The organism is Luteimonas sp. BLCC-B24 (assembly GCF_028550595.1).
Lineage (GTDB): Bacteria > Pseudomonadota > Gammaproteobacteria > Xanthomonadales > Xanthomonadaceae > Luteimonas.
Window position 1 is genome coordinate 260,953 of sequence record NZ_JAQQGN010000002.1, and the last position, 24,762, is coordinate 285,714.

Here is a 24,762-nt window from a genome sequence, read left to right on the forward strand (position 1 = left end):
CCGCGACCGTTCGCACCGGCTGAGACGCGCCGGCGCCAGGCTTGCCGCGTCCTGCACGCGTCCCTGCCCAGACTCCGCCGATGGCTTCCTCTCCGAATCCGCGCGCCCGTGCCGCGGGCGACCTGATCCAGTTGCGTCCGGAAGGCCTGTACTGTCCTGCGGGCGATTTCCACATCGACCCCTGGCGGCCGGTGCCGCGCGCCGTGATCACGCATGGCCACGGCGACCACGCGCGCATCGGCATGGGCGCCTATCACACCACCCGGATCGGCCTGCCGATTCTCGAGTGGCGCCTCGGCGAACAGATCTACATGGCGCACGAGTACGGCGTGCCGTTCCGGATGGGCGATGCGACCGTATCGCTGCACCCGGCCGGACACGTGCTGGGATCGGCGCAGGTCCGGGTGGAAGTGGACGGCGAGGTGTGGGTGGCGTCGGGCGACTACAAACGCCAGCACGACCCGACCTGCGCGCCGTTCGAGGTCGTGCGCTGCGACACCTTCATCACCGAGGCGACGTTCGGCCTGCCGGTCTATCGCTGGCCGGAGACGTCCGAGGTCGCGCGCGAGATCGTGGCCTGGCGCGACCACTGCGCCGAACGGGGCGAAGCGGCGATCCTGTACTGCTACGCGCTCGGCAAGGCCCAGCGCGTGCTGGCCGAACTCGCCGCCCACACGGATGCGCCCGTGCTGCTGCACGGCGCGGTCGCCAACGGCGTCGATGTCTACCGCCGCGCCGGCGTGCCGATGATCGAGACCGTGCCGGTGGCCGACACCGACAAGGCCGCGGAGTTCGCCGGCAAGCTGGTGCTCGCGCCGCCGTCGGCGGCCGGCAGTGCGTGGATCCGGCGCTTCCGCCGCGCGCAGCAGGGGTTCGCATCGGGCTGGATGCGCCTGCGCGGCAACCGGCGCCGGCGCAACTACGATCGCGGCTTCGTGGTGTCCGATCACGCCGACTGGCCGGACCTGATGCGCACCGTGCGCGAGACCGGCGCCTCGCGCGTGATCGCCACGCACGGCAATACCGACGCGATCATCCGCGCGCTCAACGAGGACGGCATCGCGGCCGAGGCGTTCCGGACGGATTTCGGGGGCGAGGAGTGAGCGCCGGGCGCTCGACTCAGGCGGTGTTTCTTCCTGCGCTGGCGTCGGCGTTCGCTTCGCACGTGTTTCCGGGGCCGGCCGTGCGGCGCCGCGCGCGCCCGGTACCGGAGGGCGATCCGGCCCGGTGGCGCCCGGCCCGTCCCCTGTGCGTCCCGGTCCACGCCGTACGCCGTCCGGACGCGCGGCGCCCGGGCATGGGCGCCGCGCCGGCCTCGCGCCCTTGCGATGCCCGGCGCCACACGTCGCGCGCGACCGCGCAAACACGGGCAAAAGCCGCAGCCGACACAGGAGCGACCGCAGTCGCAACCGCGACCGCAGCCGTCGCCGTGACCGCGATACCCGGGCGCCGTCATGGCCGCGAAGGCGGGAGTCTGTGCGGACTGGCGCTGGACGGCGTGGCGTCACTGGTATTCCGCCGTCGCGGGAGTGACGGCTCACGGGCACTTCGTCGCGGTCGGACCCGACTCGGCGGCCGCGCCGGGCTTGGCCCCTCGACCGGGCTCGGCAAGCCGGGGGGACCTGGCGCTCCGATCGCCCCGGGCCGCCCGACAACACAGGCCTTCGGATGAAACGTTTCGCCCAGCTCTACCGCGAGCTCGACCAGAGCACCGCCACGCTCGACAAGCGCGCCGCGCTGATCCGCTATTTCCGCGAGGCGCCGCCACGCGACGCGGCGTGGGCGCTGTATCTGCTGTCGGGGGGCAAGGTGGCCGGCGCGCGCAAGAAGATCGCCACGACGCGCGAGCTGCGTGAGTGGATCGCGATCGAGTCGGGCACGCCCGACTGGCTGGTGGACGACAGCTATGACCAGGTCGGTGATCTCGCCGAGACGTTGGCGCTGCTGCTCGACGACCCGGCCGAGACGGCGGCGGACATCGCGCTGGCCGACTGGATCGAGGTCCGTCTGCTGCCGGTGGCCAACAAGGACATCGAGCTGCGCCGTTCGGTCATCGTCGAGGCCTGGCGTACGCTGCGCTTCGACGAGCGACTGCTGTTCAACAAGCTGCTGACCGGTGCGCTGCGTGTGGGTGTGTCGCAGCGGCTGGTGCAGCAGGCGCTGGCCGAGCTCACCGGTATCGACATCGCGCGGCTCGCGCAGCGCATGCTCGGCAGCTGGGCGCCGACGCCCGGGTTCCTGCGCGATCTGCTCAGCGTCGAGGAACTGCCCGGCGATCGCCAGCAGCCGTATCCGTTCTTCCTGGCCTCGCCGCTGGAATCGGCGCTGCGTGCGGAAGCGGCCCTGCCGGACACCGGGGGCGCGGATGACGGTGCGCCCGCGCCGACGCCGGACATCGTCGCGCTGGCCAACGATCCCGAGGCCGTGGCCCGTGCCCTCGGCCCGATCGAGGACTGGCTGCTGGAATGGAAGTGGGACGGCATCCGCCTGCAACTGCTGCGCCGCGACGGCGAGGTGGCGCTGTGGTCACGTGGCGAGGAGCGCCTCGACGGCCGTTTTCCCGAGATCGAGGCAGCCGCGATGGCATTGCCCGACGGCACGGTGCTCGACGGCGAGCTGCTCGCGTGGCGCGCGGAAGACGATGCACCGCTGCCGTTCACGGCGCTGCAGACGCGCATCCAGCGCCTCAAGCCGGGCCCGAAGACGCTGGCCGACACCCCGGTGCGGCTGCAGGTCTACGATCTGCTCGAACGCGACGGCGACGACTGGCGCGCGCGACCGCAGTCCGAGCGCCGGGCCGCACTGGAGGCCCTGGTCGACGCGCATGGCGATCCGCGCATCGTGGTCTCGCCGCGCATCGAGGTGGCGGACTGGGCGGCCGCCGCCGACCTGCGCGCGCAGGCGCGCGAGCGCGGCGTCGAAGGGCTGATGCTCAAACGCGCCGGTGCGCCGTACCGGACCGGCCGCCGGCGCGGCGACTGGTGGAAATGGAAGATCGATCCGCTGACCATCGACGCGGTGCTGCTCTACGCGCAGGCCGGTCACGGCCGACGCAGCACGCTCTACACCGACTACACCTTCGGCCTGTGGGACGGCGACACGCTGGTGCCCGTGGCCAAGGCGTATTCGGGCCTCGACGACAGCGAGATCCTCGCGCTCGACGGCTGGATCCGCGCGCACACGCTGGAGCGGTTCGGGCCGGTGCGTTCGGTCCGGGCGCACCACGTGTTCGAGCTCGGCTTCGAGGCGGTCAATGTCTCCAAGCGGCACAAGTCGGGCATTGCGGTGCGGTTCCCCCGCATCCTGCGCTGGCGACGCGACAAGCCCATGGCCGAGGCCGACCGGCTCGAGACGCTGAAGGCGCTGGCCCGGTGAAGGGGGGACGTGGGCGCGCGCATGCACGCGTTCTCATGCCGCGAGGCCGGCGGTGCGGCGCGGGCGCCTGCGGAGCACTCCGTTGAAGCGCCTGCGCGGTCCGGATGCGCCCCTGCGCGCATGGTTCGACGCCCAGGGCTGGACGCCCGCGCCGTTCCAGCGCGAGGTCTGGCGCCGGTATCTGGCCGGCGAATCCGGCCTGTTGCAGACACCCACCGGCAGCGGCAAGACCCTCGCGGCGCTCGGTGGGCCCCTGCTCGAAGCCCTGGCGCTGGCGGCGGACGCGACGAAGCGCACGGCGCAGGTGGCGTCGACAGCGACAGGAGCGACCGGCCGGGTCATCGACACCGCGACGCGCCGCGCGGACCCGCGCCGCGGCACCGGACGTCTGTCGTCCACCACGGCATCGGTGTCGACGACCGGCACGCGCGGGCGGACGCAGGAACCGGACGCGACGACGGCCCGCGCGCGCGCGCCTCGCATCCGCCACGTGCCGCGGGACCTGTCGCTGCTGTGGATCACGCCGCTGCGCGCGCTCGCGGCCGATACCTTGCGCGCGATGCGCACGCCGATCGAGGCGCTGGGCCTCGACTGGCAGGTCGGCCTGCGCACCGGTGATGCCAGCGCCCGCGACAAGCGTCTGGCGCGCGAGGGCAAGCTCGATGCGCTGATCACCACGCCCGAGTCGCTGTCGTTGCTGCTGTCCTATCCCGATACCGCCCCGCAGCTAGCGACGCTGCGCTGCGTGATCGTCGACGAGTGGCACGAATTGCTCGGCAACAAGCGCGGCGTGCTGCTGCAACTCGCGCTGGCGCGGCTGCGCGCGCTGAATCCCGCGCTCCGGATCTGGGGCGTCTCGGCGACGCTGGGCAACCTCGACGAGGCGCGCGATGCGCTGCTGCCGCACCTGCCCGAGGCACCGACGGTGGCCGGCGTCGCGCCCAAGGTCATGACCATCGATACGTTGTTGCCGGACGAGGACGAGCGTTTCCCGTGGGGCGGTCATCTCGGTCTCGCCCAGTTGCCACGCGTGCTCGAACGGCTGATGGCCGAGCGCACCAGCCTGCTGTTCTGCAACACCCGATCGCAGGCCGAACTCTGGCACCGCGCACTGTCGGCGGTGTGGCCCGAGGCGCCGGAGACGCTCGCGCTGCATCACGGTTCGCTGGATCCGAAACTGCGCGGCGACGCCGAGAACGGCCTTCGCGAGGGCAGCGTGCGCTGCGTGGTGGCCACGTCCAGTCTGGATCTCGGCGTCGATTTTCCCGCGGTGGACCAGGTGCTGCAGATCGGCAGTCCGAAGGGGGTCGCGCGCCTGCTGCAACGCGCCGGGCGCGCCAAGCATCGTCCGGGCGAGGCGGGCCACGTGGTCTGCGTGCCCACCCATGCGCTGGAGCTGGTGGAGTACGCCGCCGCGCGCGAGGCCGTGGCCCAAGGCACGATCGAATCCCGCCCCGCGCCGCGGCTCAGTCTCGACGTGCTGGCCCAGCACTGCGTGACGCTGGCGCTCGGCGGCGGCTTCACGGGCGACGCCCTGCTGGCCGAAGTGCGCGGCACCCAGGCCTTCCGCGCGCTGGACGACACCAGCTGGCGCGCCGTGCTCGACTTCATCGTGCAGGGCGGCCAGGCGCTCGCGCATTACCCGGATTTCCGCCGGGTCGAGCGCGACGGTGATCTCTACCGGGTGACCGACCGGCGGGTCGCACTGCGTCATCGGCTGTCGATCGGCACCATCACCAGCGACGGCGCGGTACGCGTGAAGCTGATGCGCGGCGGCGGCCTCGGTGCCGTGGAGGAGAGCTTCGTCGGCCGCATGCGTCCCGGCGACAGGTTCCAGTTCGCCGGCCGCACGCTGGAACTGGTGCGCCTGGAAGACATGACCGCCTATGTCCGCGTGGCCAAGGCCGGCACCGGCACGGTGCCGAAATGGAACGGCGGGCGCATGCCCTTGTCGAGCGCGCTCGCGCACGAGGTCGAGCGCGTGTTCGACGGGCCGAGGCGCGCACCCGAGATGCGGGCGATCGCACGTCTGCTCGACCTCCAGGACCACCTCTCCGCGCTGCCGGCGCCCGACCGCCTGCTGGTCGAATGGGTGCAGGCGCGCGGCGGGCGGCACCTGTTCGTGTTTCCGTTCGCCGGCCGTCACGTGCACGAAGGCCTGGCGGCGCTGCTCGCGCTGCGCTGGGGGCGGCGCGTGCGCAACAGCTTCACGTTCGCGGTGAACGACTACGGCCTGGTGCTGTCACCGGCGCAGGCGGTCGAGATCGAGACGGCCGACGTGGCCGCGCTGCTGACGCCCGAGCGGCTGCTGGAGGACCTGCGCGAGAGCCTCAATCTCGCCGAACTCGCCCGGCGCCAGTTCCGCGACATCGCCCGTGTCGCCGGCCTGCTGCCGCCGTCGCTGCCGGGCCGGGCGCCGCGCTCGATGCGCCAGCTGCAGGCATCGAGCGGCCTGTTGTTCGACGTGCTGCGCCAGCACGATCCGGAGCACATGCTGCTGGCGCTCGCCGAGCGCGAGGTCTTCGCCGCCCAGCTCGAAGTGGTGCGCCTGCGCGAAACGCTGGAGGACTGCAGCCGGCGCACACTGGACCTGCATCCGATGAAGACCTTTACCCCGATGTCGTTTCCGTTGTGGGCCGAATCGCTGCGCGGCCAGCTCAGTACCGAGGACTGGCGCACGCGGGTGCAGCGCGCCGCAGCGCAGCTGGAGAAACGCAACCGTGGTTGAGCCGGCGATGCCGGGCGCGCTGGAGATCGCGCTGGCCGGGGAAGCCGTCGCGCTGCTGCCGGAGCGCGCGCTGTGGTGGCCGCGGATGTCGCTGCTGGCGATCGCCGATCTGCATCTGGGCAAGGGCGATCATTTCCGCCGCGCCGGCATCGCGCTGCCACGTGGTGGCACCGCGCTCGATCTGCAGCGGCTCGACGCGCTGCTCGAGGCCACGCGCGCGACGCGTCTGCTGGTGCTCGGTGACCTGCTGCACGCGGCGGTCAACGATGCGCCCTGGCGCGAGGCCTGGTCGCGCTGGCGGGCCGGACGCACGGCGCTGTCGGTCGAACTCGTCAGCGGCAACCACGACCGCGCCCTGCGCACGCGGCCGGGTCTCGCCGATGCACTGGGCCTGCATGTCCATGGCACGCGGCTGGCATTCGCGCCGTTCGTGTTCGTCCACGACCCGGCCGATGCCGCCGATGCCGCCGGCTACCGGCTCGGCGGTCATCTGCACCCCGTCGTGCGCCTCCCGGGTGTGCCGAGACTGCCCGCGTTCCGCTTCGACGCGCGCGCGGGAGTGCTGCCGGCCTTCACTGCCTTCGCCGGCGGCTGGCGCGTGGACCGCGAACCCGGCACGCGCCTGTTCGCCTGTGCGCCGGATGTGGTGGTGGACGTGTCGAGGTGAACGGGAGGACGCGGGCCTGTTGCCGCGACGTCGTTCGCGCTGCGGGCACGATGTCGACGTCGCCATGGGAGGGCGCCGGATGACACCGAGTCGCGATGCCTTGCTGCTGTAGGAGCGCGCTCCTACGGAGGAGCTGCAGTCAGCGCGCGCTGTAGGCGTGCACCTCGTCGACCAGCACGCCGACGTGCTCGGGATCCATGTCCGGCGACATGCCATGGCCGAGGTTGAAGACGTGGCCGTCGCGCGAGCCGCCGTTGCCGTCGCGATAGCTGTCGAGCGCATGGCGGACCTGGGCGCGGATCGCGTCGGGTGCGCCGTAGAGCGTCGCCGGATCGAGATTGCCCTGCAGGGCGACGCGGCCCTCGGTGCGACGTGCGGCGTCGCCGAGTTCGATCAGCCAGTCGACGCCGACACCCTCCGCGCCCGAGCGCGACAACTCGTCGAGATACGCGGCATTGCCCTTGCCGAACAGGATCAGCGGCGTGCGCTCGGCACCGTCGCCGCGTTGCAGTTCCCGGGCGATGCGGGTCAGGTACGGCAGCGAGAATTCACGGTACATCGCCGGGCTCAACACGCCGCCCCAGGTGTCGAACACCTGCAGCGCCTGGGCACCGGCCGCGCGTTGCGCGGCCAGATACGCGATCACCGCATCGGTGTTGACCGACAGCAGCGCGTGCAGCGCCTTCGGGTCGTTGAGCGCCATTGACTTGATGCGGGCGAAGTCCTTGCTGCCGCCGCCCTCGACCATGTAGCAGGCCAGCGTCCACGGGCTGCCGGAGAAGCCGATCAGCGGCACCCTGCCGTCAAGCTCGCGCCGGATCACCCGCACCGCATCCATGACGTAGCGCAGCGCGCCTTCCATGTCCGGCACGCCGAGCTTCGCGATACTCGCGGCATCACGGACCGGGTGGCGGAACTTCGGGCCTTCGCCCTCGACGAAATACAGCTCCAGGCCCATCGCGTCGGGAATGGTGAGGATGTCGGAGAACAGGATGGCCGCATCGAGGTCGAAGCGCGCCAGCGGCTGCAGCGTGACCTCGCAGGCGAGATCGGGATTCTTCGCCATCGCCAGGAAACTGCCCGCCTGCTTGCGCGTGGCGCGGTACTCCGGCAGATAGCGGCCGGCTTGGCGCATCAGCCAGACGGGCGTGCGGTCGACGGGTTCGCGGCGGAGGGCGCGGAGAAAGCGGTCGTTCTTGAGGGCGGCGGACATCGGGGCTGGAATTCCTGGTGAAGGGGCGTGCGCTCAGGCGGGCGCGTCGCTGCCGCGGGCGAACATCAGCTGGAAGCCGCGCTTGAGCTGCGCGTCGCGTGCGGCTTCGAGCGCCTTGAGTGCGCTGGGCTGGTCGAGGAACTGGTCGCGCCGCAGCGTGCTGCGGCCGCCGACCTGGCCGGTTTCGCGCAGCAGCGTCCAGCCGCCCAGCAGATCGGGCTGCAGGGTCAGTTGCACGAAGCGCGGGGATTCGTGGCCGTCGGGACGTTGCTGCAGGAACAGGCGCATGGCGGTCGATTGTACGGCCGGCCCGGTCACGACGCCGCACGTACCATGGCGCTCGGCGTCCGGTCACGGGTTCGACGATGCGCATGCTCGATTTCAGTTCACTCGGCGCCAGCGCCTCGACGCTGCTCGGGCTGGTGCTGGTCACCCTGATCGCGGTCGGCATCCGCCTGGTGTTCATGCAGCGGATGCAACGCCGGCGTGAGCGCGAGAACCGGCAGATCAACGAGCGGCTAAAGACCCTAATCGCCGCCTACAAGACGCTCGGCGGCGCGTTCACCGGCGAACTCGATGTCGATCCGCGGCATCTGCGCGAGCTTCGCCAGGCGGCGCGCACGGCGGATCCCGCGGCGGACGAGGCGGCCGCGCCCGACATCGATTTCGACTCGGATGCCGCCGTGCGTCGGCGCCGGATACGCGATGCGGTCGAGGCGGCGTTGTCGGACGTGATCCTGCTCGGCACCGAAGACCAGGTGCGGCTCGCGGCGCAGGCCGCCGGCGACATGGTCGCGCGGCGGCCGGTGCGGGTGTCGGCGCTGGTGGTGTCGCTGCGCGGCTTCATCCGCCAGGCGCTGGATCTCGAGCCGGTGCCGGCCGATCTGGTGGTGCCCGATCAGGGGCCGGTGCGCGGGGAAGGCGGCGCCAGGAAGACCGGCGCCCGGGGCGGGCGTGGCGGCGGGGGTGGTGGTGGCCCGGGCGGTGGAACGGGAGCCGGCGGGGCGGGCCTGGACACCGGCCGCCGCGATGCCGCCGAGGCCCCCTGAGCATCAGCGGCGCAGTACGTCCAGCACGGCGGTTTCGGACACGCCCGCCAGCACCCGCGCGCGGCCGATGCCGTCCCAGACGATGAAGCGCAGGCCGTCGGCCTGGGCCTTCTTGTCCAGGCGCATGTGCGCCAGCAGACGGTCCGGATCGAGACCCGGCGGCAGCGCGACCGGCAGCTCCAGGCGTTGCAGCAGGGCGCGAAGCCGCGCGGTGTCGGCGGCCGGCGCCAGCCCCAGCACTTCGGAGAGCTGGGCCGCGAGCACCATCCCCACCGCGACCGCTTCGCCGTGGTTGAGGCCGCCGTAGCCCTGCTCGGTCTCGATCGCGTGGCCGAAGGTGTGGCCGAAGTTGAGCAGGGCGCGCTCGCCGTGCTCGAAGGGGTCGCGCGCGACGATCGCGGCCTTGTGTGCGCAGCTGCGTGCGATGGCTTCGGCCAGGGCCGCGTCGTCCATCGCCAGCAGGGCGGCGGCGTTGGCGTCGAGCCAGTCGATGAAGCCCGCATCGCCCAGCGCACCGTACTTCACCACCTCGGCCAGGCCCGCGCGCAACTCGCGCGCCGGCAGCGTGCGCAGCGCCGCGGTATCGGCGATCACCGCACGCGGCGGGTGGAAGGCGCCCACCAGATTCTTGCCCTGCGGAAGATCGACGGCGGTCTTGCCGCCGACGGAGGAATCCACCATCGCCAGCAGCGTGGTCGGCAGCTGCACGCAGTCGATGCCGCGCATCCAGCAGGCCGCGGCGAAGCCGGCGAGATCGCCGATCACGCCGCCACCGAGCGCGAACAGCGTCGCGTCCCGGCGCATGCGTGCATCGGCGAGTGCGGTGGTGACGTCGGTGAAGTGGGCGAGCGTCTTTGCCGCTTCGCCCGGCGGCAGCACGTGCCGGTGGAGTCGCAGCTCGGGCCGCGCGGCGCGGAGCGCGGTCGCCACGCGATCGGCGTACAAGGGCGCGACGTGGGCGTCGCTGACCAGCATGGCGTCGCCGCCGCGGACGCGGCGCGCCAGCAGCGCGCCGTCGTCGAGCAGGCCGGGACCGATGTGGATGGTGTAGGGCGCGTCGCCGGCGACGGCGACCTCGTGGGAGCGGGGCATCAGGGGAATCCGGAAGCGGTGGGGCGGGCGCGTGCCGGAACCGGCGAGGCGCTGGACGGGTTGCGAGGTGCGGTCATCCGACCGCGGCGTCGGGCGTGGCCGCCGGAGGCGGTCGCCAGTGCCGCTGGATCAACCGGCCGAGCTGTACCGCGGCATCCGCGCAGGTGTGCAGGCCGGTGTCGAAGCGCAGATGCGCGGCCGCCTCGTAGAGCGGCGCGCGTTCGATCGCGAGCTGTTCGAGCACCGCACGGCGATCGCCGCGGGCCAGCAGCGGCCGTGTGCGATCGCGGGCAAGCCGCGCCAGCTGGGTCTCGACGCCGGCGTGCATGTGCACCACGAAACCGCGCGTTCGCATCCGCGCGCGGTTGTCGGCATCGAGCACGGCGCCGCCGCCGGTGGCCACGAGCTGCCGCTCGCCCGCGAGGATGTCCATCAGCGTCGCGCGTTCGCGCGCGCGGAAGCCCGGTTCGCCCTCGCACTCGAAGATGGTCGCGACCGTCGCGCCGGTGCGCACTTCGATCTCGTGATCCACGTCCACGAACACCAGCCCGAAGCGTCGGGCGACACGGCGGCCGATCGAGGATTTGCCGGCGCCCATCGGACCGACGAGCACGAGGTTGGGGGCGGATTGCATGGAACGAATCCTAGCAGCGGCGCCGCGCGCGCCGGATCGCGGAGTGCCCGCTGGCCGCCTCGACCTGCGATCCGCGTGGTCCCCGTGACACGCCCCGGAGCCATTGCCGATGACGACCCGTCCTGCTTTCATCCGCGTGCTCGGCGCGGGCCTGTCGATGGCGCTGTGGCTGGGCGCGCCGCATGCCGCCGCGTTACCGCTGATGCACATGGGCGATTTTCCGGCCCTGCATGGGCGCTATGCGCCGCGCGGCGACTGCAACCGGCAGCCGCAGGTGGTGGTCGACGCCGCGGGCATCGCCTTCACCGGTGGACCGCCCCTGCCCAGGGCCGACCGCCCCGACCACGCCGCCGCGTTCATGGGCCCGGCCTACACCGGCATCGCCCTGGCGTTCTTTCCGTATGCGGAGGAACCCCGGCCTTTCCTGCTGACCTTCAACGCCGACGAAACGCCGGGCCGGCTCACCGTGCAGAGCGAGGACTTCGACTACCCGGGAGGGCCGGCCTTGCCCGCACGGTATCGGCCGTGGATCGCGGCATCGCCCTACGCGAAATGCGGGTGAGCCGCCCGCTTGCCCGAAGGTGGGCGCGGATGGCGAGCGATGCCGTGTCCGGCCTGCAGAGGGTGAAGGTCCGACGGCTGCGCGCGCCGCGTTCGCCGATGAAGGAACGGCGGGCGGGATGACTGCAGGGCCGGCCCGAGCGCGGCGGTGCCCGAGCCGGACGACACGAGGCCGAGGGGTCCGGCCAGGCTCTGCGAGCCCCGCAGGCCTGGTCCGGCCGGGCGCGCCGGGCCCGAGGGGGCCGCGGTATGACCTCAGTCGGGCAGGACCCGGCGCTGCGCATCCAGCGTCACCACCACGTCCGCACGCCCGGGAAGCGTGCGCAGCGCCTGGCGGCTGACCCGTTCGAAGTGCTGGACGAAGCGCGCAATGCCGGCCGCGTCCATGCCGCGGCGTCCCGGCGCGGCGGCCTGCAGGGCCTGTTCCTGCTGCAGGCGCCAGTCGAAGACCACGTCGAAACCGGGGGGCTGCAGGAACAGCAGCCGGTCCATTCCGCTCCACAGCGCCGGGTAGTCGCGGGCGAGTGCGGCGTTGCACCAGCGGCGCCAGGTGCCGGCCGCATCGTCCTCGCGCTCGAGCGCGTTGATCGGCTCGACCAGCTGCGCCGCCGGCTCGGGCGGCGTGCCGACGCACCAGCCCTCGAACAGCAGAAGATCCAGCCCATCGACCATCGGCCAATCACGTTCCGGCAGGCGCCGGTCGCCGAGTTTGTCGAAGCGCGGCAGGCGCACCGGAATGCCGGCCCGCGCCGCCTCCATCACCGCCACGCCCAGCGCGACTTCGTGCGTGCCCGGCGGGCCGCGCGTCGCCAGCAGCGGGTGCACCGCGCGCGCGAGGCGGGCGCGGGCGTCGGGGTCGAGATACAGATCGTCGAGCGACAGCACCGCCGCGCGCAGCCCGCACGCATCGGCCGCTGCCACCACCTGCGCCGCCAGCGTGGACTTGCCGGTGCCCTGCAGACCGCTGAGGCCGAGCACGCGGACGCCGTGCGTGCGGGCGTCGTCGAGGATGCGGGCCACCAGGGCCGCGGACCACGGTGCGTCTGGCGGCGGTGGTGTCATGTGCGCACCTTAGCCATTGCCGTCGGATGTTGCAGCGCCGTTCGACATCCCCGCGCGCCGGCGCGATCATTCGGCAATGACCACCGCCAGCCCCGCCCTGCTGTCCGAAGCCCTCGGCACGTTCGCCACCCTGTTCGACGAAGCGCAAGCGGCCGGCGAACCCGACCGCACCGCGATGACCGTCGCCACCGCCGCACTGGACGGCCGTCCCTCGGCCCGCACCGTGTTGCTCAAGGCCTGGGACGCGCGTGGCTTCGTCTTCTACACCCACCTCGACGGTCGAAAGGGGCGCGAGCTGCAGGCCAACCCGCACGCCGCGCTGCTGTTCCACTGGCCGCGCGTGCGCCAGGGCGTGCAGGTGCGGATCGAAGGGCCGGTGGTGATCGTCGGTGACGACGAGGCCGACGCGTATTTCGCCTCGCGTCCGCGCGGCAGCCAGCTCGGCGCGTGGGCCTCGAAGCAATCCGAGCCGCTGGACGGCCGCGCGACGTTCGAGCAGCGGCTGGCGGATGTGGAGGCCGAGTTCGAAGGCCGCGACGTGCCGCGGCCACCGCGCTGGTCGGGCCTGCGCGTGCGCCCGGACCGGATGGAGTTCTGGTACGGCGCGGATTTCCGCCTGCACGAGCGCTGGCTCTACGAGTGCGACATGGCGGGGGATTGCCGGAAGCGGATGCTGTATCCGTGACAGGCGGAGAGTCGGGAACCGGGATTCGGGATCCGGAGGCGCTCGCGAGCGCTCGTGCGACCGAATCCCGAATCCCGAATTCCGGAGCCCGTCGGCCCACCGGGCCGAGCCGCATCGTCTGCCTGACCGAGGAGCCGACCGAGGTGCTGTACGCACTCGGTGAGCAGGACCGCATCGTCGGCATCAGCGGCTTCACCGTGCGGCCCCCGCAGGCGCGCAAGGACAAGCCCAAGGTCAGCGCGTTCACCAGTGCGAAGATCGACGAGATCCTGAAGCTCGAACCGGATTTCGTCGTCGGCTTCTCCGACATCCAGGCCGACATCGCCGCCGAACTGGTGCGCCGCGGGGTCGAGGTGTGGATCAGCAACCACCGCAGCGTCGACGGCATCGTCGACTACGTGCGCCGGCTCGGCGCGCTGGTCGGCTGCGCGGCGCGCGCCGATGCCTATGCCGATGCATTGCGCCGCGGGCTGGACGTGATCGAGGCGGAGAGTGCGCGTCTTCCCCGGCGCCCACGCGTCTACTTCGAGGAATGGGACGCGCCGATCATCACCGGCATCCGCTGGGTGGCCGAACTGGTGCGCATCGCCGGCGGCGACGATGTGTTTCCGGAACTGTCGGTCGAGCCGCTGGCGAAGGCGCGGATTCTCGCCGATGGCGACCCGGTGATCGAACGGGCGCCGGACATCATCCTCGGCTCCTGGTGCGGCAAGAAGTTCCGTCCCGAGCGCGTGGCCGCGCGCCCGGGCTGGGACGCGATTCCGGCCGTGCGCGACGGCGAGCTGCACGAGATCAAGTCACCGTTGATCCTGCAGCCCGGGCCGGCGGCCCTGACGGACGGCGTGCGGCAGATCGCGGACATCGTGCAGGCCTGGGCGCACCGTCGTCGCTGACCCGGCCGCGGAACGCTGGGTTGCACCGCCGGATCGTGCGCGCGGTCGGGCGGCGGGCCTAGCATGGCGGCCTCTTCCGGCATCCTGGGTCTTCCGTCCATGCAGCGCATCGCCCTGATCGGCATCACCGGCCGCGCCGGCTCACGTATCGCCGATGAGCTGCTGGCACGCGGTCATCGGGTGACCGGCATCGCCCGAGACACCGCCGGCGTTCCGCCCCGCGACGGCCTGACCACCGTTTCGGCCGATGCGACGCGCCGCGAGGCGATCGCGCCGCTGCTGGCGGGACACGATGCCGTCGTCAGTGCCGCCCGCTTCGACGGTGGACCGGACGCCGACACGCTGCTCGCCGCCGTACGTCAGGCCGGCGTGCCGCGCCTGCTGGTCGTGGGCGGCGCTGGCAGTCTCGAGGTGGCGCCGGGCGTCGCCCTGATCGACACCCCCGGGTTTCCCGACGCCTACAGGGCCGAGGCCGGCGCGGGCCGCGCGTTCCTCGACGCGCTGCGCGATCGCGACGACGTGAACTGGACGTTCGTGTCGCCCGGCGCAGTGTTCGAACCCGGCGCCCGCACCGGCGCGTTCCGCATCGGCGGTGATGCGCTCCTGGTCGATGTCGCAGGCAACAGCGCCGTGTCGATGGAGGACTACGCGCTCGCGTTCGTCGACGAGATCGAGCGGCCGCGCCACCCCCGGGCGCGCTTCAGCGTGGCGTACTGAGTCACGCTGAAACGCGCCGCGCGACGCGACTCGCCGCAACGGCGTCGCGGCGAGCCCGGACAGCGGCCGGCGCACGTCCGTCACACCGCGGCGGGCGGTGGTCGCCAACGCAGCAGGCGGGTGTCCAGCAGCGCGCCGACCACCTCGCGCGCGCGTGCATCGCGGGGTCCCCGGGCGTCGTGCCCCTTGCCCTTGTCGTGATTACAGCGCGCACAGGCCAGTGCGAGGTTGCGCGGATCGTCCGCATCGTCGCCCACCCGGGCGGTCAGCGCCGCGGCCGCGCGCCGGCCGAACCAGGCCTGCGGGACGACGTGTTCCAGCGTCGTGTGGCCGAGCGGCTCGCCATCGTCGCGCAACTGCAGCGTGCGGCGGCAATGCAGGCAGCGGGTGGACCAGATGCCGCCGTCGAGGACGGCGAGGGCATCGGTCAGCGCCGCGAGCCGCAGGCGCCGTCGCAGTGCGGCGCGCATCGCTCAGACCGTGCTCGATTCAGGCCGCAAGGACGACGGCGTGACGCGCGACGCGCGGAGCGCGCGATGTCGATCGACGGCCCGACGCGCTCCGATACCTGCGTGCACGCCCGCCGGGAGACGCCGCAGCACCCTGCACACGGCTCAGGCCTTCAACACGCCCAACTCGTGGCCGATGCGGGTGAAGGCATCGATGGCGCGGTCCAGATGCGCGCGCGTGTGTGCGGCGCTGATCTGGGTGCGGATGCGCGCCTGGTCCTTGGGCACCACCGGGAAGAAGAATCCGATCGCGTAGATGCCTTCCTCGAGCAGGCGCTGCGCGAAGCGCTGTGCCAGCTTGGCGTCGTAGAGCATCACCGGGCTGATCGGGTGCACGCCGGGGCGCAGGTCGAAGCCGGCGGCGGTCATCTTTTCGCGGAAGTAGCGCGTGTTCTCGACCAGTTGCGTGCGCAGGTCGCCGGCCGCGTCGAGCATCTCGAAGGCCTTGATACCGGCGGCCACCACGTGCGGCGGCAGCGAGTTCGAGAACAGGTAGGGGCGCGAACGCTGGCGCAGCAGCTCGATGATCTCGGCCTTCGCGGTGGTGAAGCCGCCGAGCGCACCGCCCATCGCCTTGCCCAGCGTGCCGGTGACGATGTCGATCTTCTCGAGCACGCCCTTCACTTCCGCCGAGCCGCGGCCGCTGGCGCCGAGGAAGCCGGTCGCGTGGCATTCGTCGATGTGCACCAGCGCGTCGTACTTCGCCGCGAGTGTGGTGATCTCGTCGAGCGGCGCGATGAAGCCGTCCATCGAGAACACGCCGTCGGTGGTGATCAGGATCGTCTGCGCGCCGTCGGCGCGCGCCTGCTTCAGCTGCGCCTCGAGGTCCGCCATGTCGCAGTTCGCGTAGCGGTAACGCTTGGCCTTGCACAGCCGCACGCCGTCGATGATCGAGGCGTGGTTGAGCGCATCGCTGATGACCGCGTCGTGCTCCCCGAGCAGCGGCTCGAACAGGCCCCCGTTGGCGTCGAAACACGCGGCGTAGAGGATGGTGTCCTCCTTGCCGAAGAAGTCCGCGATCGTCTTCTCGAGCTGTTTGTGCAGGTCCTGCGTGCCGCAGATGAAGCGCACCGAGGCCATGCCGAAGCCGTGCGTATCGAGTGCGTCCTTGGCGGCCGCGATGATGTCCGGATGGTCGGCCAGGCCGAGGTAGTTGTTGGCGCAGAAGTTCAGCACCGTGCGGCCGTCGTCCAGCGTGATTTCGGCCGACTGCGGGCCGGTGATCACGCGCTCGGCCTTGAACAGCCCGGCGTCGCGGATCTCGTCGAGGGTGTCGGCGTAGCGCTGGGTCAGGGACATGCGGAGCGATCCAAGAAGACGGGCCGTGCAGTTTACTCGGCCGGGTCGGTGGCGGCTGTGGAGCGCGCCTCGCACCAGGTTTCCCATGCGGTCTGCAGCGCGCCGATATCCGTCGGCAGTCCGTGTTGCGCGCCGCGGGTCGCCAACCAGTCGGTGAAGTCGACACCACCGGCCGCAGCGGCACTGATCGTGCTCAGGATGTACCGTTCCGGACTGGTGTCGATCAGGAACTCCGCGAACAGAAGCGATTGCGAATAAAACATGCTGACGGGGCCCGCATCAGCGCCGCGCATCGTCATCACCTGCACGCCCGAGGCCGTCTGTGCGCCGCCTTGCGCCTGCATCAATGCGCGCTGCTGCACGGTGACGGGGTGTGCCATGGTCAGAAACTCGGCGAGCGGACGAATCGCTGGCGACGATTGGCGCCAGGCTTCGAAGAAACGACGTTCGCGCGCCGCACGACCCGCGCTGTCTTCCATCAGGACGGCCGAGGCTTCGTCCAGCCAGTCGGGAGCCGGTGTTCCGTAGGCGTCCGCGGAGGGTGATGCCTCGGGCCAGAATGCGGCGTGGTACTGCGCGTGGCCGAGCTCGTGGCGAAGCATATCGACGTGCTGGGCTCCGATCTGAGACAGGGTGCGTTCGATCTGTGCGGCATCGGCCTCGGGCATGGCACGTCGCATGACGGTTTCGAACTGCGCGCGCTTGTCCGCCGGCGACAGCCAACTCTGGGCGAATCCCAAGCCGTGGGTCCGTGCGAATCGGTGGGCGTCGTCGCCGCTGAAGGTCGCGCTCAGGACCAACAGGCCGGGCGGGAGGCGTCGGCCGAAAATCTGACCGAACTGGACGGCAGCGGCATCCAGCGCCGTTGCCGCCAGTCGGGCGTCGTCTTGCGTGTCGGCGTAGGCAAGTCCATGTGCGGTGGGCAGGCAGACCGCGGCAGGCGGCTCGGCCACGTCGGGACACGTGGCGGCGTCGGCCGCAAACGCGGAGGAGATCGCGGCCGCGAGGCCCGCAATCACGACACCACGAAAAAACGCATATCCGTTGCGCATGCACCACCTCCTGTGGAAATCAGAAGGGTGAATCTACGCCGCGTGGCAGGTCCTCGCACGTGCCACTTGTCATGCGGACGCGTGAGCGCGTCGGCGGCGATGCCGCAACGCGCCTGTTGCTCAACGCCAGTCCAGCACCACCTTGCCCGACTTGCCCGATTCCATCAGGTCGAAGCCCTTCTGGAATTCGTCGGCCGGCAGCTGGTGGCTGAGCACCTTGCCGAGCGGAAAGCCCGACAGCACGAGCTGGGTCATCTTGTACCAGGTCTCGTACATCCGCCGGCCGTAGATGCCCTGCACGGTGAGGCCCTTGAAGATGATGCGGTCCCAGTCGATGCCGGCGCCCTTGGGCAGGATGCCGAGCAGCGCGACCTTGCCGCCGTGGTACATGCAGTCGAGCATGTCATTGAACGCATGCGGATTGCCGCTCATTTCCAGGCCCACGTCGAAGCCCTCCATGTGCAGGTCCTTCATGACGTCCTTGAGCGAGGTGTTCGACACGTTGACCACCCGCGTGGCGCCCATGTCGGCGGCGAGCTTGAGGCGGAAATCGTTGACGTCGGTGACCACCACGTTGCGCGCGCCGATGTGCTTGCAGATGCCAGCGGCCATCACGCCGATCGGGCCGGCGCCGGTGATCAGCACGTCCTCGCCGACCACGTCGAACTCCAGCGCGCAGTGCGCGGCGTTGCCGTAGGGGTCGAAGAACGCGGCCAGCTCGCTCGGGATCTGGTCGGGGATCGGCCACAGGTTGGTTGCCGGCATCACCACGTACTCGGCGAACGCGCCGTCGCGGGTGACGCCGATGCCGACCGTGTTCGGGCACAGGTGCGGCTTGCCGGCGCGGCAGTTGCGGCAGTGGCCGCACACCAGATGGCCTTCGGCCGAGACGCGCTGGCCGATCTCGTAGCCGGTGACCGCCGAGCCCAGCTCGACGATGCGGCCGACGAACTCGTGACCGATGACCAGGCCCGGCGTGATCGTGCGCTGGCTCCACTCGTCCCAGAGGTAGATGTGCAGGTCGGTCCCGCAGATCGCGGCTTTCTCGACGCGGATCAGCACGTCGTTCGGGCCCGGCGTCGGCACCGGCACCTCGGCCATCCAGATGCCTTTGGTCGCGTCGCGCTTGACCAGCGCCTTCATTGTCTGGGCCATCTCGGGTGTGCCTGTGGTGGGCGAAAAGAGCCGGCGATTATACGACGCGGCATCCCGGCGCCCTGCTGCGCTGCGGCGCGGCAAGCCGGCGTTTCGCTGCGGTTAGACTTGGCGCCCCCTCCCGATCGAACAGGACCACCATGCGCCGACCGCTTCTGGCCGCGACCCTGCTGGGTGTCTTCTACAGTTGCGCTGCGCCCGGGGTGGCGGGGGAGGGCATGTGGGTGCCGCAGCAATTGCCGGAGATCGCGCCGGCGCTGCGCAAGGCGGGCCTGAAGCTCAATCCGCAGCAGCTCGCCGATCTCACCGGCGATCCGCTGGGCGCGGTGGTGTCGCTCGGCGGTTGCACCGCGAGCTTCGTCTCGAACCAGGGCCTGGTGCTGACCAATCACCATTGCGCCTACGGCGCGATCCAGCTGAACTCGACCCCCGAGAACAATCTGATGCGCGACGGCTTCAACGCCGCAGCGCTCGGCGACGAACTCCCCGCCGGGCCGAATGCCCGCATCTACGCGCTGGAACGCATCGACGACGTCACCGAGCAGGTGCAGGCCGCGATCGCCGCCGCGCCCGATGCGCCGGGCCGCACCGCGGCGCTGGACGCGATCGAAAAATCCCTGGTCGGCGCCTGCGAGGCCGAACCCGGCTACCGCTGCCGCCTGTACAGCTTCCTCGGAGGCAACCGCTATCGCTTGTTCCGCAATATCGAGATCCGCGACGTGCGCCTGGTCTACGCCCCGGCCGGCGGCATCGGCAGCTTCGGCGGCGACGTCGACAACTGGATGTGGCCGCGGCACACCGGTGATTTCGCGTTCTATCGCGCCTACGTGGGGCCCGACGGGCGTCCGGCCGACCATGCCGAGGCCAATATTCCCTACACCCCGCGCCGCGTCCTGCGCATCGCCGACAAGCCGCTGCGCGAAGGCGACTTCGTCATGGTGGCCGGCTACCCGGGGCGCACCAGCCGCTACGCCTCCGCCGACGAATTCGCCGAGACCGTGAGCTGGCGCTATCCGCAGATCAGCCGGCATTACCGTGCGCTGATCGATCTGGTCGAGGCCGAGGGGCAGGCGGATCCCGAAACCGAAGTGCGCTACGCCAGCGTCGTGCGCGGCTGGCAGAACACGCTGAAGAACTACGACGGCCAGCTCCAGGGCTTTGCGCGCATCGGCGCGCTGGAGCGCAAGCAGGACGAAGAGGCGGCGGTGCTCGAGTGGCTGCGGGGCCGCGGCGCCGACGGCGAGGCCGCGCTGGACGCGCATGCCAGGATCGCCGCGCTCGAGGCCCAGGCCGGGGCGACGCGCGACCGCGACCTGGTGCTGTCGCTGCTCGACAACAGCGGCCTGCTGTCGACCGCGGTGCGGCTCTACCGCCTGTCGATCGAAAAGGAACGCCCGGATGAGATGCGCGAGCAGGGCTTCCAGCAGCGCGACCTGCCGGTGATCGAGGGTGGCCTGCGTCAGATGGAACGGCGCTACGTGCCCGCGATGGACCGTGCGATCACGCGCTATGCGCTGCAGCAGTACGTGCAGCTTCCGGCCGATCAGCGCGTCGCGGCGATCGACGCCTTCCTCGGCGGCAATGACGATGCCGCGATCGAACGTGCGCTGGATCGCCTCGACCGCAGTGCCCTGAAGAACCACGACGCGCGCCTGACCTGGTTCGCGGCCGATCGCCACACCTTCCTGCGCAGCCGGGATCCCGCGCTGCAGTACGCCGCGGCCGTGGTGCCGGAGCTGGTGCAGATCGAGCAGGCCGCCAAGGCCCGCGCCGGCGATCTGCTGCAGCTGCGCCCGGTCTACCTGCAGGCCGTGGCCGACTACCGCGCCAGCCGCGGCGAGGCGGTGTATCCGGATGCGAACTCCTCGCTGCGCCTGACCTTCGGCAACGTCACCGGCTACACCGATCTGGCCGGCACGGCGCATACCCCGTTCACGCGGCTGGAAGAGATTCCGCCCAAGGCCACCGGCGCCGAGCCGTTCGACGCACCCCAGGCGCAGCTCGACGCGATCGCCGCGGGTCGGCACGCCGGCCTGGCCGATCGCCGCCTGCGCAGCGTGCCGGTCAACTTCCTGTCCGACCTCGACGTAACCGGCGGCAATTCCGGCTCGCCGGTGCTCGATGCCGACGGCCGTCTGACCGGCCTGCTGTTCGACATGACCTGGGAGGCGGTGGTGTCGAACTGGGTGTTCGACCCGGCGATGACCCGCACCATCTCCGTCGACCAGCGTTACATCCGCTGGGTGATGCAGGAGGTCGATCCGGCGCCGCGCCTGCTGCAGGAGATGGGCGTGGCGCCGCGCTGACCATCCCGTACCCGTCGGAGTGCGGTGGCGTGCGTCCGGGTGTCCGGAACCCACCATCGCGCGAACGCGCTCCGACGAAGACGTTCATCTAGACTGTCGAGCCCGTCGCAAGGAACCCGTCCGATGAGAATCCTGCTCGCCCGCCACGGCGAAACGCCGTGGAATGCCGAAGGCCGGTACCAGGGGCAGGAGGACATCGCATTGTCGGAGGTGGGTGAGCGTCAGGCGACCCTGCTCGGCCAGCGCCTGGCCGATGTGCGCATCGACCGCGCGGTCGCCTCGCCGCTGTCACGCGCCGACCGCACCGCGCGGCTCGCACTCGGCGCCACGCGCGAATCGATGCTGCGTACCGATGCGGGCCTGGCCGAGATCGCCCACGGCACCTGGGAAGGCCTGCTGGCCAGCGAGATCCGCGAACGCGATTCCGAGCGCCTGGCCGCGTGGCGCGATGCGCCCGATACCGTGCAGATGCCCGGCGGCGAATCGCTGCAGCAGGTCTTCGATCGCGCTTGGCCGGCGTTCGTCACCGCCGTCGACGGGCTGGGCCCGGACGACACCGCGCTGATCGTCGCCCACGACGCGGTCAACCGCGTGATCCTGTGCCGAATCCTCGGCATTCCGTTCTCGAAGCTCTGGACCTTCCGCCAGGCGCCGACCACGTTGAACCTGCTCGAAGGCACGGATGCGGATCGTCTGGATGTCGTGCGCCTCAACGATTGCGCGCACCACACGGCGTTCTTCGGCGAGGCGGTGCATCGGGCGCTGTAGTTCACCCGGGGAGATGAGGGGTGATCACCTGGCGAACCATGTGGTTCGGTTCGGAAACGCCTCGGCGACGGCAGGTGATCGTCACCGTGTCGGTACTTTTGCTTGCGGCATTGATGTGTCTAGGTCTCTTCGTCGACTTCATTCCGGCCGAGTGGCTTCGTCATCGTGGTCGCATCAAACACATGTTCGGATTCATCGGTTTGTGTCTGACGATCCTGCTCTACGGGGCCTTCATCATCCGCGGACACATGGCGCGGCAATCCTTTCGCGAGAACTTGAAACTCTGGGCTGTATTTCCGTTCGCGCCTTTTTTTCTGGGATGGGTCTGCTGGCTGGTCCTGGCAAAGGCGCTGCCGTGGTCGTTCACCCGGTTCTTCGGAGACGATCGATCGATTCAGGCCACGATGTGGACCGCGCACACGTCCTCGCGCCGAAGCTGCGATTACCGGCTCACCGGCGGTCCTTTCGCGGACACGATGCCCGCCTATCTCTGTGTGGGTTCTCGCGTCTATAACGCATATCCCGATCGTGAGGTTCAGGTGCGGCTGATCGGAAAAGCGAGCCCCCTTGGGTTCGCGGTGGTCTCGGGTTTTGTCGGCCCATCTTTACAGGAATCCACCCACGCCAATGAATCCGCCCGTGAATGAGCTAGCGAACTGGCTCGCGCGCATCGAAGCGCGCCATCCCACCGAAATCGAGATGGGCCTGGAGCGCGTCGGCGCGGTCTACGCACGCATGGACTGCGGGCGCCCGGCCGCGCAGGTGGTCACGATCGGCGGCACCAACGGCAAGGGCTCGACGGTGGCCTTCGTCGAGGCCATCGCGCGCGCCGCGGGCTGGCGCGTCGGCGCCTACACCTCGCCGCATCTGCTGGCCTACAACGAGCGGGTGCGCATCGACGGCGCGGATGTCGACGATGCGGCGCTGGTCGAGGCCTTCGAAGCCGTCGAGGCCGCGCGCGGCGACACGCCGCTGACGTATTTCGAGACCGGCACGCTGGCCGCGCTGTGGTTGTTCGCGCGCGCCGGGCTGGATCTGGCGATCCTCGAAGTCGGGCTCGGCGGCCGGCTCGATGCGGTGAACATCGTCGATCCCGACGTCGCGGTGATCACGACCGTCGATCTCGACCATCAGGACTGGCTGGGTCACGACATCGAGACGATCGGCTTCGAGAAGGCCGGCATCGCCCGCCCGTGGAAGCCCCTGGTGCTCGGCGATACCGACCCGCCGGCCAGTGTGCTGCAGCACGCCTACCGCATCGGCGCGGTCGCGGTGCGCGGCGGCAGCGATTTTCTCTATGCGCCGTCGGACGACGGGCGCTGGACCTGGCGCGAAGTCGGCTACGAAGTCGAACTGCCGCTGCCCGCGCTCGCCGCACCGGTGCAACTGCGCAATGCGGCCGTCGCGGTCGCGGCGGTGCGCGCGCTGGATGTGGCCGGCGATCGCGCGGTCGACGCGGCCGCGCTCGCGGCCGGCATCGCCGGCGCGCGGGTGGCGGGGCGTCTGCAGCGCCACGTGCAGGACGGTATCGAGATCGTCGTCGACGTCGCCCACAACCCGCAGGCGGCGCGCGCGCTGGCCGAGTGGCTGGCGACGGCGACCGTGCCCGGACGCACCCATGCGGTCTACGCCGCACTCGCCGACAAGGACGCCGCCGGCGTGGTCGCGCCGCTGGCGGCCCACATCGGCACCTGGCACCTGGCGGGGCTCGGCGTCAGCCGCGGCCAGGACGTCGAGGCGTTCGCGGCCCGTCTCGCCGGTACGGCGGCCGGCGAGGGCAGGCGCCACCTCGATGTCACCGCCGCGCTCGATGCCGCGCGCGCCGACGCCGGGCCGGGCGACCGCATCCTGGTGTTCGGCTCCTTCCACACCGCGGCGGCCGCACTGTCGGCACTGCAGGGCGGACGTTAAGAAGCGCGCCCGCGGCCACGCGTATAATCCGCGCGGTTCCCTCGCCCGGCCCCTGCATGACGCCTGGACTGAAACAGCGCCTGATCGGCGCCGCGGTGCTCATCGCGCTCGCGGTGATCTTCCTCCCGATGCTGGTCAAGGGCCCCGCGCCCGAAAGCGGCCTGCCCGACATGCCCCTGCGCGTGCCGGATGCCCCGGGCGGTGATTACAAAACGGTCGATCTGCCGCTGATCGCGCCTGCGCCCGCGCCCGCCGGCGGCGTGCTGGGAGGGCCGCTGTCCGAAACCCGCGACGTGCCCACCCAGGCGCCGCAACAGGGCGAGGGCGACGCGCTGCCGACCGTCGATGCCGGTGTGACATCCGAACCGCTGCCGCCGACCACCGCCGGGGGCGGCTACGCGGTGCACTACGCTGCCTTCGCGACCCAGGCCGATGCCGAGGCCATCCTGCGCCAGCTCGGCCAGTCGGGCCTGAGCGGCTACCGCGAGGCGTTCACGCTCAACGGCAAGCCGGCGCAGCGCGTACGCCTGGGGCCGTATGCCAGCCGCGCCGAAGCGGAGATCGTGCGTGTGCGCGCTGCCCAGGTGCGCGACGACGTCACCCCGCGTGTGGTCGCACTGGACGCCGCCACGCCCTCGGCCTCGCCGACGCCGGCCTCCACGGCGGCCCCGGCACCGGCGACGCCGGCGGTGACGTCGACGCCACTGCCGGCTGAGCCGCCGCGGCAGCAGGCACCTGCGCCGGCCCCGACCCCGGCGCCGGCGCCGACGCCCGCAGCGCCTGCTGCTGCAACGCCAACGCCCGCGCCCGCGCCCGCACCTGCGGCCGCCACGGCCGATGTCGGCTTCGTCGTCCAGGTCGGTGCGTTCAGCACTGCCGCCGATGCCAATGCGATGCGCGACCGCCTGCGCAGCGCCGGGATCACCGCCTTCACCGACAGCGTGGACACCGACAAGGGCCGGCTCACCCGGGTCAAGGCCGGGCCGGTCAGCGGTCGCAGCGAGGCCGAGCAGCTGAAAACCCGCGTGCGCAGCGCCGTCGGCGTCGACGGCCTGATCCGCGCCCATCCCTGACCGTCCTCGCGCC

The 24,762-nt window shown here is 71.2% G+C and carries 23 protein-coding genes; 14 read left to right on the forward strand and 9 right to left on the reverse strand.

Features of this window, described 5'->3' with window-relative positions; genetic code table 11:
• Window positions 1-80 precede the first annotated feature (80 nt).
• The 4 genes from PQS31_RS05465 (at window position 81) to pdeM (ending at window position 6,770) form a co-directional block, all read left to right on the forward strand.
• Window positions 81-1,103 carry a ligase-associated DNA damage response exonuclease gene (locus tag PQS31_RS05465; protein WP_272761655.1) on the forward strand — a complete coding sequence of 341 codons (1,023 nt, stop codon included), beginning with the start codon at window positions 81-83 and terminating at the stop codon, window positions 1,101-1,103.
• A gap of 565 nt (window positions 1,104-1,668) precedes the next feature.
• On the forward strand, window positions 1,669-3,375 hold the full coding sequence (locus tag PQS31_RS05470) for a cisplatin damage response ATP-dependent DNA ligase (protein WP_272761656.1): 1,707 nt from the start codon (window positions 1,669-1,671) through the stop codon (window positions 3,373-3,375).
• A gap of 82 nt (window positions 3,376-3,457) precedes the next feature.
• Complete coding sequence (locus tag PQS31_RS05475; protein WP_272761657.1) at window positions 3,458-6,103, forward strand: ligase-associated DNA damage response DEXH box helicase; 2,646 nt, start codon at window positions 3,458-3,460, stop codon at window positions 6,101-6,103.
• A complete protein-coding gene (gene pdeM / locus PQS31_RS05480) occupies window positions 6,096-6,770 on the forward strand; it encodes a ligase-associated DNA damage response endonuclease PdeM (protein WP_272761658.1) in 675 nt (224 codons plus the stop codon). The genes PQS31_RS05475 and pdeM overlap by 8 nt, the downstream gene beginning before the upstream one ends.
• A 139-nt stretch (window positions 6,771-6,909) precedes the next feature.
• Here the strand turns inward: pdeM and hemE are convergent, their stop codons facing one another.
• Together hemE and PQS31_RS05490 are read right to left on the reverse strand one after the other, a co-directional pair.
• Window positions 6,910-7,983, reverse strand: a complete 1,074-nt coding sequence (gene hemE / locus PQS31_RS05485) for a uroporphyrinogen decarboxylase (RefSeq protein WP_272761659.1) — start codon at window positions 7,981-7,983, stop codon at window positions 6,910-6,912.
• Window positions 7,984-8,016: 33 nt separating this feature from the next.
• Window positions 8,017-8,271: a WGR domain-containing protein gene (locus PQS31_RS05490; RefSeq protein ID WP_272761660.1), complete on the reverse strand. Its 255-nt coding sequence runs from the start codon at window positions 8,269-8,271 to the stop codon at window positions 8,017-8,019.
• 77 nt (window positions 8,272-8,348) lie between these two features.
• On the opposite strand from PQS31_RS05490, the gene PQS31_RS05495 reads away from it, so the two are divergent.
• Window positions 8,349-9,032, forward strand: coding sequence for a hypothetical protein (locus PQS31_RS05495; RefSeq protein WP_272761661.1), 684 nt, complete (start codon window positions 8,349-8,351; stop codon window positions 9,030-9,032).
• Window positions 9,033-9,035: 3 nt separating this feature from the next.
• On the opposite strand, the gene aroB is transcribed toward PQS31_RS05495, so the two are convergent.
• The gene (gene aroB, locus PQS31_RS05500; protein WP_272761662.1) at window positions 9,036-10,124 is read right to left on the reverse strand and encodes a 3-dehydroquinate synthase; all 1,089 of its coding nucleotides are present in this window, start codon (window positions 10,122-10,124) and stop codon (window positions 9,036-9,038) included.
• Window positions 10,125-10,197: 73 nt separating this feature from the next.
• A complete protein-coding gene (locus tag PQS31_RS05505) occupies window positions 10,198-10,758 on the reverse strand; it encodes a shikimate kinase (RefSeq protein ID WP_272761663.1) in 561 nt (186 codons plus the stop codon).
• A 109-nt stretch (window positions 10,759-10,867) separates the two neighbouring features.
• Between PQS31_RS05505 and PQS31_RS05510 the strand changes: the two genes are divergently transcribed.
• Window positions 10,868-11,320 carry a hypothetical protein gene (locus PQS31_RS05510; RefSeq protein ID WP_272761664.1) on the forward strand — a complete coding sequence of 151 codons (453 nt, stop codon included), beginning with the start codon at window positions 10,868-10,870 and terminating at the stop codon, window positions 11,318-11,320.
• A 254-nt stretch (window positions 11,321-11,574) separates the two neighbouring features.
• On the opposite strand, the gene PQS31_RS05515 is transcribed toward PQS31_RS05510, so the two are convergent.
• Window positions 11,575-12,381, reverse strand: coding sequence for a kinase (locus tag PQS31_RS05515; protein ID WP_272761665.1), 807 nt, complete (start codon window positions 12,379-12,381; stop codon window positions 11,575-11,577).
• Window positions 12,382-12,427: 46 nt separating this feature from the next.
• On the opposite strand from PQS31_RS05515, the gene pdxH reads away from it, so the two are divergent.
• The 3 genes from pdxH (at window position 12,428) to PQS31_RS05530 (ending at window position 14,676) form a co-directional block, all read left to right on the forward strand.
• Window positions 12,428-13,066, forward strand: a complete 639-nt coding sequence (gene pdxH, locus PQS31_RS05520) for a pyridoxamine 5'-phosphate oxidase (protein WP_272762121.1) — start codon at window positions 12,428-12,430, stop codon at window positions 13,064-13,066.
• A gap of 71 nt (window positions 13,067-13,137) precedes the next feature.
• Window positions 13,138-13,959 (forward strand): ABC transporter substrate-binding protein, encoded by an 822-nt coding sequence (locus PQS31_RS05525; protein WP_272762122.1) that lies wholly within the window; start codon window positions 13,138-13,140, stop codon window positions 13,957-13,959.
• A gap of 63 nt (window positions 13,960-14,022) precedes the next feature.
• Window positions 14,023-14,676, forward strand: a complete 654-nt coding sequence (locus PQS31_RS05530) for an NAD(P)-dependent oxidoreductase (RefSeq protein WP_272761666.1) — start codon at window positions 14,023-14,025, stop codon at window positions 14,674-14,676.
• Window positions 14,677-14,756: 80 nt separating this feature from the next.
• On the opposite strand, the gene PQS31_RS05535 is transcribed toward PQS31_RS05530, so the two are convergent.
• The 4 genes from PQS31_RS05535 to tdh form a co-directional block, all read right to left on the reverse strand.
• On the reverse strand, window positions 14,757-15,146 hold the full coding sequence (locus PQS31_RS05535) for an HNH endonuclease (protein WP_272761667.1): 390 nt from the start codon (window positions 15,144-15,146) through the stop codon (window positions 14,757-14,759).
• 144 nt (window positions 15,147-15,290) lie between these two features.
• Window positions 15,291-16,484 carry a glycine C-acetyltransferase gene (kbl, locus tag PQS31_RS05540; protein ID WP_272761668.1) on the reverse strand — a complete coding sequence of 398 codons (1,194 nt, stop codon included), beginning with the start codon at window positions 16,482-16,484 and terminating at the stop codon, window positions 15,291-15,293.
• A gap of 32 nt (window positions 16,485-16,516) precedes the next feature.
• Window positions 16,517-17,536: a hypothetical protein gene (locus PQS31_RS05545; RefSeq protein ID WP_272761669.1), complete on the reverse strand. Its 1,020-nt coding sequence runs from the start codon at window positions 17,534-17,536 to the stop codon at window positions 16,517-16,519.
• 120 nt (window positions 17,537-17,656) lie between these two features.
• Window positions 17,657-18,691 carry an L-threonine 3-dehydrogenase gene (gene tdh / locus PQS31_RS05550; RefSeq protein ID WP_272761670.1) on the reverse strand — a complete coding sequence of 345 codons (1,035 nt, stop codon included), beginning with the start codon at window positions 18,689-18,691 and terminating at the stop codon, window positions 17,657-17,659.
• Window positions 18,692-18,909: 218 nt separating this feature from the next.
• Here tdh and PQS31_RS05555 point away from each other — a divergent pair, with 218 nt between their 5' ends.
• From PQS31_RS05555 to PQS31_RS05575, 5 genes are all read left to right on the forward strand, one after another.
• Complete coding sequence (locus PQS31_RS05555; protein ID WP_272762123.1) at window positions 18,910-20,997, forward strand: S46 family peptidase; 2,088 nt, start codon at window positions 18,910-18,912, stop codon at window positions 20,995-20,997.
• Window positions 20,998-21,120: 123 nt separating this feature from the next.
• Window positions 21,121-21,765 (forward strand): histidine phosphatase family protein, encoded by a 645-nt coding sequence (locus PQS31_RS05560; protein ID WP_272761671.1) that lies wholly within the window; start codon window positions 21,121-21,123, stop codon window positions 21,763-21,765.
• A 20-nt stretch (window positions 21,766-21,785) separates the two neighbouring features.
• Window positions 21,786-22,412 (forward strand): hypothetical protein, encoded by a 627-nt coding sequence (locus PQS31_RS05565; protein WP_272761672.1) that lies wholly within the window; start codon window positions 21,786-21,788, stop codon window positions 22,410-22,412.
• A complete protein-coding gene (gene folC, locus PQS31_RS05570; protein WP_272761673.1) occupies window positions 22,393-23,676 on the forward strand; it encodes a bifunctional tetrahydrofolate synthase/dihydrofolate synthase in 1,284 nt (427 codons plus the stop codon). Before PQS31_RS05565 ends, folC begins: the two co-directional genes overlap by 20 nt.
• A gap of 56 nt (window positions 23,677-23,732) precedes the next feature.
• Complete coding sequence (locus tag PQS31_RS05575; protein ID WP_272761674.1) at window positions 23,733-24,749, forward strand: SPOR domain-containing protein; 1,017 nt, start codon at window positions 23,733-23,735, stop codon at window positions 24,747-24,749.
• The last annotated feature ends 13 nt before the right edge of the window (window positions 24,750-24,762 follow it).

What these genes read in the sequence shown, in the direction of transcription:
- PQS31_RS05465 (WP_272761655.1), top strand. Translation starts at nt 81, where the DNA reads ATGGCTTCCTCTCCGAATCCGCGCGCCCGTGCCGCGGGCGACCTGATC.
- PQS31_RS05470 (WP_272761656.1), top strand. Translation starts at nt 1,669, where the DNA reads ATGAAACGTTTCGCCCAGCTCTACCGCGAGCTCGACCAGAGCACCGCC.
- hemE (WP_272761659.1), bottom strand. Translation starts at nt 7,983, where the DNA reads ATGTCCGCCGCCCTCAAGAACGACCGCTTTCTCCGCGCCCTCCGCCGC.
- PQS31_RS05490 (WP_272761660.1), bottom strand. Translation starts at nt 8,271, where the DNA reads ATGCGCCTGTTCCTGCAGCAACGTCCCGACGGCCACGAATCCCCGCGC.
- PQS31_RS05495 (WP_272761661.1), top strand. Translation starts at nt 8,349, where the DNA reads ATGCGCATGCTCGATTTCAGTTCACTCGGCGCCAGCGCCTCGACGCTG.
- aroB (WP_272761662.1), bottom strand. Translation starts at nt 10,124, where the DNA reads ATGCCCCGCTCCCACGAGGTCGCCGTCGCCGGCGACGCGCCCTACACC.
- PQS31_RS05505 (WP_272761663.1), bottom strand. Translation starts at nt 10,758, where the DNA reads ATGCAATCCGCCCCCAACCTCGTGCTCGTCGGTCCGATGGGCGCCGGC.
- PQS31_RS05510 (WP_272761664.1), top strand. Translation starts at nt 10,868, where the DNA reads ATGACGACCCGTCCTGCTTTCATCCGCGTGCTCGGCGCGGGCCTGTCG.
- PQS31_RS05515 (WP_272761665.1), bottom strand. Translation starts at nt 12,381, where the DNA reads ATGACACCACCGCCGCCAGACGCACCGTGGTCCGCGGCCCTGGTGGCC.
- PQS31_RS05530 (WP_272761666.1), top strand. Translation starts at nt 14,023, where the DNA reads ATGGCGGCCTCTTCCGGCATCCTGGGTCTTCCGTCCATGCAGCGCATC.
- PQS31_RS05535 (WP_272761667.1), bottom strand. Translation starts at nt 15,146, where the DNA reads ATGCGCGCCGCACTGCGACGGCGCCTGCGGCTCGCGGCGCTGACCGAT.
- kbl (WP_272761668.1), bottom strand. Translation starts at nt 16,484, where the DNA reads ATGTCCCTGACCCAGCGCTACGCCGACACCCTCGACGAGATCCGCGAC.
- PQS31_RS05545 (WP_272761669.1), bottom strand. Translation starts at nt 17,536, where the DNA reads ATGCGCAACGGATATGCGTTTTTTCGTGGTGTCGTGATTGCGGGCCTC.
- tdh (WP_272761670.1), bottom strand. Translation starts at nt 18,691, where the DNA reads ATGGCCCAGACAATGAAGGCGCTGGTCAAGCGCGACGCGACCAAAGGC.
- PQS31_RS05555 (WP_272762123.1), top strand. Translation starts at nt 18,910, where the DNA reads ATGTGGGTGCCGCAGCAATTGCCGGAGATCGCGCCGGCGCTGCGCAAG.
- PQS31_RS05560 (WP_272761671.1), top strand. Translation starts at nt 21,121, where the DNA reads ATGAGAATCCTGCTCGCCCGCCACGGCGAAACGCCGTGGAATGCCGAA.
- folC (WP_272761673.1), top strand. Translation starts at nt 22,393, where the DNA reads ATGAATCCGCCCGTGAATGAGCTAGCGAACTGGCTCGCGCGCATCGAA.
- PQS31_RS05575 (WP_272761674.1), top strand. Translation starts at nt 23,733, where the DNA reads ATGACGCCTGGACTGAAACAGCGCCTGATCGGCGCCGCGGTGCTCATC.